The organism is Xenorhabdus sp. PB61.4 (genome assembly GCF_963894935.1).
In the GTDB taxonomy this organism is placed as follows: Bacteria; Pseudomonadota; Gammaproteobacteria; order Enterobacterales; family Enterobacteriaceae; genus Xenorhabdus; species Xenorhabdus stockiae.
The window spans coordinates 17,689-29,777 of sequence record NZ_CAWQJR010000185.1 but is presented as its reverse complement, the minus strand read 5'-3'; the positions used below and the strand labels follow the sequence as shown (position 1 = coordinate 29,777).

At 46.2% G+C, this 12,089-nt stretch carries 9 protein-coding genes; 1 reads left to right on the top strand and 8 read right to left on the bottom strand.

Features of this window, described 5'->3' with window-relative positions:
• Positions 1-104 precede the first annotated feature (104 nt).
• From sucD to sdhC, 8 genes are all read right to left on the bottom strand, one after another.
• Entirely contained in the window at positions 105-980 is an 876-nt protein-coding gene (gene sucD / locus AACX68_RS15590; protein WP_228859709.1) for a succinate--CoA ligase subunit alpha, read from the bottom strand.
• On the bottom strand, positions 980-2,146 hold the full coding sequence (gene sucC, locus AACX68_RS15585; RefSeq protein ID WP_099109106.1) for an ADP-forming succinate--CoA ligase subunit beta: 1,167 nt from the start codon (positions 2,144-2,146) through the stop codon (positions 980-982). The genes sucD and sucC overlap by 1 nt, the downstream gene beginning before the upstream one ends.
• A gap of 230 nt (positions 2,147-2,376) precedes the next feature.
• A complete protein-coding gene (gene odhB, locus AACX68_RS15580) occupies positions 2,377-3,594 on the bottom strand; it encodes a 2-oxoglutarate dehydrogenase complex dihydrolipoyllysine-residue succinyltransferase (RefSeq protein WP_099122485.1) in 1,218 nt (405 codons plus the stop codon).
• A 14-nt stretch (positions 3,595-3,608) separates the two neighbouring features.
• Positions 3,609-6,416 carry a 2-oxoglutarate dehydrogenase E1 component gene (sucA, locus tag AACX68_RS15575; protein ID WP_228859708.1) on the bottom strand — a complete coding sequence of 936 codons (2,808 nt, stop codon included), beginning with the start codon at positions 6,414-6,416 and terminating at the stop codon, positions 3,609-3,611.
• Positions 6,417-6,829: 413 nt separating this feature from the next.
• Entirely contained in the window at positions 6,830-7,546 is a 717-nt protein-coding gene (locus tag AACX68_RS15570; RefSeq protein ID WP_099109102.1) for a succinate dehydrogenase iron-sulfur subunit, read from the bottom strand.
• 37 nt (positions 7,547-7,583) lie between these two features.
• A complete protein-coding gene (gene sdhA, locus AACX68_RS15565; RefSeq protein ID WP_099122482.1) occupies positions 7,584-9,350 on the bottom strand; it encodes a succinate dehydrogenase flavoprotein subunit in 1,767 nt (588 codons plus the stop codon).
• Positions 9,351-9,698, bottom strand: coding sequence for a succinate dehydrogenase membrane anchor subunit (gene sdhD / locus AACX68_RS15560; RefSeq protein ID WP_228859707.1), 348 nt, complete (start codon positions 9,696-9,698; stop codon positions 9,351-9,353).
• Complete coding sequence (gene sdhC, locus AACX68_RS15555; RefSeq protein WP_099109188.1) at positions 9,692-10,081, bottom strand: succinate dehydrogenase cytochrome b556 subunit; 390 nt, start codon at positions 10,079-10,081, stop codon at positions 9,692-9,694. The genes sdhD and sdhC overlap by 7 nt, the downstream gene beginning before the upstream one ends.
• 646 nt (positions 10,082-10,727) lie before the next feature.
• Here sdhC and AACX68_RS15550 point away from each other — a divergent pair.
• On the top strand, positions 10,728-12,011 hold the full coding sequence (locus AACX68_RS15550; protein ID WP_099109099.1) for a citrate synthase: 1,284 nt from the start codon (positions 10,728-10,730) through the stop codon (positions 12,009-12,011).
• Positions 12,012-12,089 lie beyond the last annotated feature (78 nt).

Below are 12,089 nucleotides of genomic sequence, written 5' to 3'. Positions count from 1 at the left end.
ATATCACTCTGTATAAAAAGACTAACATACTGTTTATATTATAAATAAAAATAAAAAGGCTGCTTAAAAGCAGCCTTTTTCTATAAAAATAGCTTATTTTGGGGCTATTTTCCTGCCAATAACCCTTTTACTGCATCTCCGATGTCAGCAAGGCTACGGACAGTTGTCACGCCTGCGGCTTCCAGCACTGCGAATTTCTCATCCGCAGTACCTTTACCACCCGCGATAATCGCACCAGCATGCCCCATGCGCTTACCTTTAGGTGCTGTCACACCCGCGATGTAAGCAACGACAGGTTTCGTTACATGCTCTTTGATGTACGCAGCAGCTTCTTCTTCTGCTGTTCCACCAATCTCGCCGATCATGACGATAGCTTCAGTTTGTGGATCCTGCTGGAACAGTTTCAGGATATCGATGAAGTTTGAACCCGGAATTGGGTCACCACCGATACCAACACAGGTGGATTGACCTAATCCTGCATCAGTTGTCTGTTTCACCGCTTCATATGTCAAAGTACCTGAACGGGATACAATACCCACTTTACCTGCTTTATGAATATGACCAGGCATAATGCCGATCTTACATTCACCCGGAGTAATCACACCTGGGCAGTTAGGGCCGATCATGCGAACACCGGCTTCATCCAGTTTTACCTTAACAGTCAGCATATCCAGAGTTGGAATGCCTTCGGTAATGGTAATAATCAGTTTAATGCCAGCTTCAATAGCTTCCAGAATGGAGTCTTTACAAAATGGTGCCGGTACATAAATAACAGAGGCTGTTGCACCTGTTGCTTCAACCGCTTCACGAACGGTATTAAACACAGGCAGGCCAAGGTGTTCAGTGCCACCTTTACCCGGTGTGACACCACCAACCATCTGAGTACCGTAAGCAATCGCCTGTTCTGAGTGGAAAGTACCCTGACTACCAGTAAAACCCTGACAAATCACTTTGGTGTTCTTATCGATTAAAATAGACATTATTTATTCCCCGCTGCTGCGACTGCCTGTTTAGCTGCGTCTGTCAAACTGGTTGCTGCTATAATGTTCAAGCCACTGTCAGCCAGTTTTTTCGCACCCAGTTCAGCATTGTTTCCTTCCAGACGAACAACTACCGGTACGTGAACACCCACTTCTTCCACTGCACCAATAATACCGTCGGCAATCAGGTCACAACGGACGATCCCACCAAAGATGTTTACCAAGACAGCTTTCACATTTTCATCTGACAGGATGATTTTAAATGCCTCAGTAACACGTTCTTTTGTTGCACCACCACCAACATCAAGGAAGTTAGCAGGTGCGCCACCGTGCAGTTTGACAATGTCCATCGTTCCCATTGCCAGACCAGCACCATTTACCATACAGCCAATGTTGCCATCCAATGCAACATAATTCAGTTCCCATTGTGCAGCCTGAGCTTCACGTGGATCTTCCTGTGAAGGATCGTGCATTTCACGCAGTTCGGCCTGACGGAACATCGCGTTACCATCTGCGCCCAACTTTCCATCCAAACAGATAAGATCACCTTCAGTTGTAATAACCAACGGGTTAATTTCAACCAGAGCCAGATCACGCTCAAGGAAAAGGTTTGCCAATCCCATGAAAATCTTGGTGAATTGGCCGACTTGTTTACCAGTCAAACCTAACTTGAACGCCAGTTCACGGCCTTGATAGGGCATAGGGCCAGCCAGTGGGTCGATGATTGCTTTATGAATCAGTTCGGGCGTTTCTTCCGCCACTTTTTCTATTTCGACGCCACCTTCGGTAGAGGCCATGAACACTACACGACGTGTACCACGGTCAACAACAGCCCCGAGATACAGCTCCTTAGCAATATCAGTCGCTCCTTCCACCAGAATCTGATGAACAGGTTGACCCTGTGCGTCAGTCTGATAAGTTACCAGCCGTTTACCCAGCCATTGTTCAGCAAAAGCACGAATATCTTCCTTGCTATTGACGACTTTCACACCACCAGCCTTACCGCGACCGCCTGCATGAACCTGACATTTAACGACCCAAGGACCTGAACCAATCTTGGATGCTGCTTCTTCTGCTTCGCGCGGCGTTGTGCAGGCATAACCAGCTGGTGCTGGTAAACCATACCGTGCAAAAAGTTGTTTTGCCTGATACTCGTGTAAATTCATGATGTTCTATCCATAATTTAATCTAAGAAAGGTAATTAACCTTCTATACCTGCGTACTACAAGCTACAGCCTTATTTACTGCATTTCGAAATTCACAGGGTATATTTTGTTGCTCGGATATGGCCAGCCCGAAAGCTGGCCGCATGGTTTGTTACATCAACACTTTTTACATCAACATCGTTGTACTTCAGACTGGGCAGAATTTAACACCCTCCGCCCTGATGGTGATGCTATACATCCAGCAACAAACGTGTTGGATCTTCCAGCATTTCCTTGATGGTCACCAGGAAGCCTACAGACTCACGTCCGTCAATCAGACGATGGTCATAAGACAGTGCCAGATACATCATCGGAAGGATCTCAACCTGACCATTTACTGCCATTGGGCGATCTTTAATGGCATGCATACCCAGAATCGCACTTTGTGGTGGGTTAATGATCGGAGTGGACATCAGAGAGCCGAAAACACCACCATTAGTAATGGTGAAATTACCGCCGGTGAGTTCATCAACAGTCAATTTACCGTCACGGCCTTTAATAGCCAGCTCTTTGATGGTTTTTTCGAGATCAGCCATGCTCAGGGCATCTGCATCACGTAATACTGGTGTTACCAGACCACGTGGAGTCGATACCGCAATGCTGATATCAAAATAGTTGTGGTAAACCACGTCAGTGCCATCAATTGAAGCATTAACTTCTGGATAACGTTTCAGTGCTTCAACAACAGCTTTCACATAGAAGGACATGAAGCCCAGACGAACGCCATGACGTTTTTCAAACGCATCGCCGTATTGCTTACGCAGTTCCTGAATTGGTTTCATGTTGACTTCATTGAAAGTCGTCAACATTGCCGTATTGTTCTTCGCTTCAAGCAGACGCTCTGCAACACGCTTACGTAAACGTGTCATTGGTACGCGTTTTTCACTGCGGTGAGGCAGTTCAGATTGCTGAGCGGCTGGTGCAGAAGCAGCAGGTTTAGCACTCTCTTTTTTATTCGCAGCGATATGTTTTTCTACATCTTCACGCACAATGCGACCACCTACACCACTGCCTTTAATTGCAGCAGGATCTAAATCGTGCTCTGCAATCAGACGGCGAACTGCCGGGCTAAGCGCATCGTTACTCTCATCTTCCAAAGAGGCAGTCTGGCGCTGTGCCGGAGTTGCTTCAGTGGTTTCCTTCACAGCAGCAGGCATGCCAGCACTGTTACTCAGGCTAATACGGCCAAGCAATTGCTTAGACAATACAGTCGCGCCTTCTTCTTCCAAAATAGCTTCCAGAACACCCGCTTCACTTGCTGGTACTTCTAAAATCACTTTGTCAGTTTCAATTTCAACCAGGATGTCATCACGCTCTACAGCATCACCCGGTTTTTTGTGCCATGTTGCAACAGTCGCATCCGCAACAGATTCAGGAAGGTCTGGAACCAGAATTTCTACGCTACTCATTTTCTATCCTTAATTTATTCAACGTTCAGTGCGTCATTAACCAGAGCTTGCTGTTGCTTCTGGTGAACGGACGTATAGCCCACAGCCGGGGAAGCAGAAGCCGGACGCCCTGCATAACGTAAAGAAGCCCCAAATGGGATCGCTTCACGGAAATTATGTTGACTGCAATACCAAGCCCCTTGGTTCAGGGGTTCTTCCTGACACCAAACGAAATCATGAACATGAGCATACTGCTCAAACAGATTCTGCAAATCTTGACGAGGGAATGGATATAGCTGCTCAATACGAACAATAGCAACATCACTCTGTTCATTCTTACGACGCTGCTCCAGCAGATCGTAATAAACTTTACCGGAGCAAAGTACAACGCGTTTCACACCTTTCGGATCTAAAGCGTCAACTTCGCCAATCACTGTCTCAAACTTACCGTCAGCCAGTTCATCCAGACTGGATACTGCCAATGGATGGCGCAGCAGTGACTTAGGTGACATAACGATCAGAGGACGACGCATACCACGCAGAGCCTGACGGCGCAGCATGTGATAAACCTGGGCCGGAGTTGATGGCACACAGACCTGCATGTTCTGTTCTGCACATAATTGCAGATAACGTTCCAGACGTGCTGATGAGTGCTCTGGGCCTTGCCCTTCATATCCATGCGGCAGCAACATAACCAGACCACACATACGGCCCCATTTCTGCTCGCCAGAGCTGATGAACTGGTCAATAACGACCTGTGCTACGTTAGCAAAATCACCAAACTGAGCTTCCCAGATGGTCAGCGTGCGTGGCTCAGTTGTTGCATAACCGTATTCAAACGCCAGTACTGCTTCTTCAGACAGCACGGAATCCCATACGTTGAATTCACCCTGACCATTGTGAACATTTGCCAGAGGCACATAAACAGAGGCATCAGTCTGATTATGGATAACCGCATGACGGTGGAAGAATGTACCACGACCCGCATCTTCACCGGACAGACGTACCGGAACACCTTCATCAACCAGAGTTGCATACGCCAGTGTTTCTGCCGCGCCCCAGTCAAATAATTTGTTTCCATTAGCCATTTCTGCACGGTCAGCGTAGATTTTTGCAACGCGGGAATGCATTGCGACCTCAGCCGGAATGGAGCTGATACGTTTGCCAAGATCTTGCAAGCGTTTCATATCCACCTGATGTGGATACTCTGCATCCCATTCATGGTTCAGATAAGGTTCCCATGTAAAGGAATGAAGACCCATTGGACGCCATTCGTCCACGACACAATCACCGTGATCTAATGCGTCACGATATAAGTTGGCCATTTCAGTGACATCATTAGGTGACAGTAGATTTTCTGCGATAAGTTTATCCGCATAGATCTTGCGTGGTGTTGGGTGTTTCTTGATTTTCTGATACATCAAAGGCTGAGTTGCGCTTGGCTCATCAGCTTCGTTATGCCCGTGACGACGGTAACAAACCAAATCAATCATCACGTCACGTTTAAAGGTATTACGGAAATCCAGAGCCAGACGGGTGACGAAAGTCACGGCTTCCGGATCATCTGCATTAACGTGGAAGATTGGTGCCTGAACCATCTTCGCAATATCAGTACAATATTCTGTTGAACGGGTATCTTTAGGATTAGAGGTTGTGAAACCAATCTGGTTGTTAACCACAATTCGAATTGTACCACCAACTTCGTAGCCGCGCGCCTGAGACATGTTCAGTGTTTCCTGAACAATCCCCTGCCCTGTTACTGCTGAGTCACCATGGATGGTCACTGGCAGAACCATGTTACTGCGGCCTTCATTGAGGCGGTCACGGCGAGCACGGACAGAACCAATAACAACAGGGCTGACAATTTCAAGGTGCGATGGGTTAAATGCCAGCGCCAGATGCACTGGTCCACCATCAGTTTCGAAATCAGACGAAAAACCCTGATGGTATTTCACGTCACCCGTGCCAAGATGTTCTTTATGCTTACCAGCAAACTCGTCAAACAGATCCGCTGGTTTTTTACCGAATAAGTTGACCAGAACGTTGAGGCGCCCACGGTGAGCCATTCCCAGTACAACTTCACGAGTATCTTGTTTACCTGCGTGACGGATAAGTTCTTTTAGCATTGGAATCAGCGCATCACCGCCTTCAAGGGAGAAACGTTTCGCCCCCGGAAACTTAGCACCTAAATAGCGTTCCAAACCTTCTGCTGCCATCAGCTCTGCCAGAAAACGACGTTTTTCTTCCGTATTGAACTGTGAACCCACCGCCACAGATTCCAGACGCTGTTGGAGCCAGCGCTTTTCTTCTGTATTGGTGATATGCATATATTCCGCACCAATAGAACCACAATAAATGCGCTTCAGGGCGTCATATAAATCAGCCAGTTTCATCGTCTCTTTGCCGATAGCAAATGAGCCTACGTTAAACGTTTCTTCAAAATCTGCTTTGGTTAAATTATGGAAAGCAGGATCGAGATCTGGTACAGGTTCCTGTTTCCATAATCCCAATGGATCAAGGTTCGCATTTTGATGACCGCGGAAGCGGAATGCGTTGATTAGCTGCAAAACCTTAACTTGTTTTGCATCCATTGCTGGATCGCTGACTGAAGTGTGGTAACGAGTGGCATCCTTTGCCAGACGACGGAAGTAATCACGTGTCTGTGAGTGAAGTTGTTCCCCGTGAAGTCCTTCATCCGGTAATTGTTGGAATATTTCTCTCCAACCTGCATCAACAGAATTAGGATCGGTTATATAGTCTTCATAGATTTGCTCTATGTAAGACTGGTTTGCACCAGCCAGAAAGCTTGAATCCAGCCAGTCCTTCATTGCACCGTTCTGCATTGTGATCCCTTAAGCTTCAAAAGCTTTAGTTTTCGCCGTGGTTAACAAATTCCGCTTTATTAAGCGGTGTTGATAAAAGGTTCATTTGGACGTGCTTAATGCATGTTCTTTATTTGGGTTATCCTACCCTTCAAGGAACCTTTAAAAACTGAAGTCAGTTTTTAAAGGTTCCTTATTTTACTGAAACATGCGCCGTCATTAGCAGCAGGCAATTTATCATCTTTCATTCTTTATGCCCTCCACCAGATTGATATTTATTTCAAAAATGTGGAGGGCAACCTTATATGCATTATTTGCACACAATTTATGTGTTATTTATGCACTATATCTTTTGTCTTTCAAGCCACTTCTTTGTTAACCACGATGCAACCTGAAATCCATTAGATATATATCGACCTATCAGTAATATTTAATTAAGCACTGTGTCTTAACAACATAGACTTAATATGACCAATCGCTTTTGTTGGATTCAGACCTTTAGGACATACATTGACGCAGTTCATAATTCCATGACAACGGAACACACTGAATGCATCATTCAGACCATCAAGTCGGGATGAAGTTTCAGTATCCCGGCTATCAATCAGGAAACGATATGCCGCTAACAGACCCGCTGGCCCAATAAATTTATCCGGATTCCACCAGAATGACGGACAAGACGTCGAACAACAGGCACACAGGATACATTCATAAAGGCCATCCAGTTTTTCACGCTGCTCTGGTGATTGCAGGTGTTCACGCGCAGGAGGGTTTTTACCGTCATTAATTAAATAAGGACGGATTTTCTCATATTGCGCATAAAATTGGCCCATATCAACGACCAAATCACGGACAACCGGCAAACCCGGCAGAGGACGGATAACAATCTTTTTGTTTCCACGGCGCAAGGCTGAAATGGATGTAATACAGGCCAGCCCATTTTTACCGTTCATATTCAAACCGTCAGAACCACATACACCTTCACGGCATGAACGGCGGAATGACAAGGTTGGATCCTGCTCCTTCAACTGAATGAGGGCATCCAGCAGCATCATGTCACGCCCTTCTTCCGCTTCCAGCGTGTAATCCTGCATACGGGGTGCGTTGTCTACATCCGGATTATAACGATAAATTGAGAATTCAAGTTTCATAATCTATTTCTCCGCAACTGGAACATCGGCAACGCAATTAGTAAGAACGCACTTTCGGCGGGAAGGCTTCACGCAGTTTTGGCTGCATGTTAACTTCACGACGGGTCATGCTCTCAGTCTGCGGTAAATACAAGCTGTGGCACAGCCAATTTGCATCGTCACGCTCTGGATAATCGAAACGGCTGTGTGCTCCACGACTTTCTGTACGATAGTTCGCAGCAACAGCAGTCGAATAAGCTGTTTCCATCAGGTTATCCAGCTCCAGACATTCGATACGCTGAGTATTGAATTCTGATGATGTATCATCCAGACGAGCATTGTGCAGACGTTCACGGATGACTTTCAGTTCGTCCAGCCCTCTCGCCATTGCATCCCCTTCACGGAATACAGAGAAGTTGTGCTGCATACAGGCTTGTAATGCTTTACGAATCTCAACCGGATCTTCGCCTGAACGGGTATTATTCCAACGGTTCAGACGTTGCAGTGCTACATCAACATCAGACTCACTGGCATCACGGCTGGTTCCCTGCTCCATCAGACACTCTTTCAGATGCAGACCAGCAGAACGACCAAAGACCACCAAATCAAGCAAGGAGTTACCACCCAGACGGTTTGCACCATGCACGGATACACAGGCAATTTCACCCACGGCAAACAGACCCGGAATGACAACATCTTCGCCTTTTTCATTGATAGTCAGTGCCTGACCGGTAATCTTGGTTGGAATACCACCCATCATATAGTGACAGGTTGGGATCACCGGAATCGGTTCTTTTACAGGATCTACATGAGCAAAGGTACGGGACAGCTCAAGGATACCCGGCAGGCGGGATTCCAGAACATCTTTACCCAGATGGTCCAGTTTCAGTTTCACGTGAGGTCCCCACGGGCCTTCACAACCACGACCTTCACGAATTTCGATCATCATAGATCGAGCAACGACATCACGGCCAGCCAAATCTTTAGCATTTGGTGCGTAACGCTCCATAAAGCGCTCGCCATCTTTGTTCAGCAGATAACCACCTTCACCACGGCAGCCTTCTGTTACCAGCACACCCGCGCCTGCAATGCCTGTCGGGTGGAATTGCCACATTTCCATATCCTGCACCGGAACACCGGCACGCAGAGCCATACCAACACCATCACCTGTATTGATATGCGCATTTGTTGTGGATTGGAAAATACGACCAGCACCACCTGTCGCCAGAATAGTTGCCTTGGCTTTGAAATAGACAACTTCACCTGTTTCGATACAGATTGCTGTACAGCCAACAATGGCACCGTCCTGATTTTTGACTAAATCCAGAGAATACCACTCAGAGAAAATAGTCGTGTGGTTCTTCAGGTTCTGCTGATACAGGGTGTGAAGTAATGCGTGACCGGTACGGTCAGCCGCAGCCGCAGTACGGGCAGCCTGCTCACCACCAAAATTTCTGGATTGACCACCAAACGGGCGCTGATAAATGCGGCCATTATCCAGACGTGAGAATGGTAGCCCCATGTGTTCCAATTCGAGAATGGCTTCAGGACCGGTTTTACACATGTATTCTATGGCATCCTGGTCACCGATATAATCGGAACCTTTTACCGTGTCATACATATGCCATTCCCAGTTATCTTCATGAGTGTTACCCAGAGCAACTGTGATACCACCCTGAGCAGAAACTGTATGGGATCGGGTAGGGAAAACTTTAGAAATCAGGGCACAGGACAGGCCCATTTGTGAAATTTGCAGTGCAGCACGCATACCTGCGCCACCAGCACCAATAACAACAGCGTCAAACTCTCTTACCGGCAGTTTCATTTATACACCCCACACCACAATTGTTCCGTAAATCAAATAAGTCAACAGTGCAACAATAATGACCAGTTGCAATACCAGACGCAGTGCCAGTGGCTTTACATAATCCGTCAGCACCTGCCACATTCCAATCCATGCGTGGACCAAAATGGAAAGCAGAGCCAGTACGGTGAACACTTTTGTGAGAGAGAAGGAGAAAAAACTGCTCCAGACTTCATAGGTGATGTCTGACGTTGTTGCTACAAAACCAACTAAATAAAGAACATATAAAACAATAACGATTGCAGATGCACGTAACAACAGCCAGTCCTGAATCCCCGTGCGCCCCAATGCGGATGCGTTGCTTACCATACTAATACCCCGGCCAGAATAGACAGAATAACTGCGATCACGATTGCCACTTTAGCAGAAGCTTTACCAGCGGCGAGACTCTCTTCCAAGAGACCAAAGTCCATCAAAACATGGCGGATCCCACCACAAATGTGGTAACCCAACGCCGTCAATATCCCCCACAGGATAAATTTGGCGAAAAAGCCAGTCATGATTTCAGATGCATGCTGGAAGCCCTCTTGCGAAGACAGTGACATACCCAACAACCACAGCAGAATGCCGACTGCTATAAAGGTGATGACGCCTGAGATACGGTGCAAGATCGAAGCTATCGCGGAGACAGGTTGATTTATCGTCCGCAGATCGAGGTTGACAGGTCTTTGTTTTTTCACAATTTTGCCCACACAGCTTTTTTTATTTTCCATCCTCCGGCCCTGGGTGGGAATCAGACAGCGTTAAGAGGACACAAAGACACAACATAATTAAATTAACAATCCTTACTGTTTTCAACAAACGTTGTGATTTGATTACGCTGGGTGCTCCTACATCAGGTAATCCGGAGACCTTAACGCAGTATAAGTACTTCACATTGTTATTACAATTCCCACACAATATGATTATTAACATTTAGCTTGAACAGTGAGTAAGATCACGCTTCAAACATTTATCATAAAAACCATTATCCTGTTTGACAAAGATTAAACATTTATCTTACATATATGACGGTGCATAATATTTACCGTCATTTTCCGATGAAAAAGTAAACTTCACGAAAAATGCGGGCTTTGTAAAAGTATCGTTACGACACAAAATGGTAACATTTTATGTTAGAAATACTTTAGATTGATATCCGGAAACTTTTTAACAACCTGAACACTATTGTCGTCCGTAAAATGAGATTTCAGCATTAAATCGATACCCGACAGAAACAAAGGGTATATACAGCCTGATTTTTAATTCTCTCCGGTAGCACAATGCCGTCGGCGCAGTAAGGATTACGCCTATTTAGGTTGTTAGGGGTTATAAGAAATAAGCGCTAAGGAGATGTAAATGGCTGATAAAAAGGCTACGTTGACCATAAATGGTTCAGCTGCTATCGAACTAGACGTACTAACGCCAACCCTAGGCTCTGAAGTAATTGACGTTCGTACCCTCGGCTCAAAAGGCTTCTATACCTACGATCCCGGTTTCACTTCCACTGCATCCTGCGAGTCGAAAATCACCTATATTGATGGCAATGAAGGCATTTTGTTGCACCGTGGTTTTCCCATCGATCAGCTTGCAATGAAATCAACCTATCTGGAAGTTTGTTATATTCTGCTTAATGGCGAACCACCAACTCCTGAGGAGTATGAAAAATTCAAAACAACGGTGACTCGTCATACTATGATTCACGAACAGATTACCCGCCTGTTCCATGGTTTCCGTCGTGATTCTCACCCTATGGCTATACTCTGCGGTGTCACAGGCGCTCTCGCCGCCTTCTACCATGATGCGCTGGATGTTAATAATCCCCGCCACCGAGAAATCACCGCATACCGTCTCATGTCTAAAATGCCAACTGTAGCGGCGATGTGTTACAAATATTCCGTTGGCCAGCCTTTTGTTTATCCGCGTAATGATCTCTCTTACGCCGGTAATTTCCTGTACATGATGTTCTCAACTCCCTGTGAGGAATATAAGGTCAATCCGGTACTGGAACGGGCAATGGATCGCATTTTTATTCTTCATGCAGACCACGAGCAGAATGCTTCAACTTCGACAGTCCGTACAGCAGGTTCTTCTGGTGCTAACCCGTTTGCCTGTATTGCTGCGGGGATTGCATCATTGTGGGGACCAGCACATGGCGGAGCAAATGAAGCTTGCCTGCGTATGCTGGAAGAGATTCAGACTGTTGATCACATTCCTGAGTTTATCGCCCGGGCCAAAGATAAAAACGACGCTTTCCGCCTGATGGGCTTTGGTCATCGCGTCTATAAAAACTATGACCCACGCGCAACTGTAATGCGTGAAACCTGCCATGAAGTACTGGATGAACTTGGTCTGAATGACAGCCTGCTGGAAGTTGCTATGGAGCTGGAACGCATTGCCCTGAATGACCCGTACTTCATTGAGAAGAAACTGTACCCGAATGTCGATTTCTACTCAGGTATTATTTTGAAAGCGATGGGAATTCCGTCATCCATGTTTACAGTGATCTTCGCTATTGCCCGCACTATCGGCTGGATTGCACACTGGAATGAAATGCATGATGAAGGCATGAGGATCGCTCGTCCTCGCCAACTGTATACTGGTCATGCAGAGCGAGATTTTAACAGTCAGTTAAAAAAATAATCTGACCAATTCGCTGGCACACTTCACACTGAAGTGTGCATTTTGCTGTACCTTAATGTCGGCTCTGCCATTACGATT

What these genes read in the sequence shown, in the direction of transcription:
- AACX68_RS15570 (WP_099109102.1), bottom strand. Translation starts at nt 7,546, where the DNA reads ATGAAACTTGAATTCTCAATTTATCGTTATAATCCGGATGTAGACAAC.
- sdhA (WP_099122482.1), bottom strand. Translation starts at nt 9,350, where the DNA reads ATGAAACTGCCGGTAAGAGAGTTTGACGCTGTTGTTATTGGTGCTGGT.
- AACX68_RS15550 (WP_099109099.1), top strand. Translation starts at nt 10,728, where the DNA reads ATGGCTGATAAAAAGGCTACGTTGACCATAAATGGTTCAGCTGCTATC.
- sucC (WP_099109106.1), bottom strand. Translation starts at nt 2,146, where the DNA reads ATGAATTTACACGAGTATCAGGCAAAACAACTTTTTGCACGGTATGGT.
- sucD (WP_228859709.1), bottom strand. Translation starts at nt 980, where the DNA reads ATGTCTATTTTAATCGATAAGAACACCAAAGTGATTTGTCAGGGTTTT.
- odhB (WP_099122485.1), bottom strand. Translation starts at nt 3,594, where the DNA reads ATGAGTAGCGTAGAAATTCTGGTTCCAGACCTTCCTGAATCTGTTGCG.
- sdhD (WP_228859707.1), bottom strand. Translation starts at nt 9,698, where the DNA reads ATGGTAAGCAACGCATCCGCATTGGGGCGCACGGGGATTCAGGACTGG.
- sucA (WP_228859708.1), bottom strand. Translation starts at nt 6,416, where the DNA reads ATGCAGAACGGTGCAATGAAGGACTGGCTGGATTCAAGCTTTCTGGCT.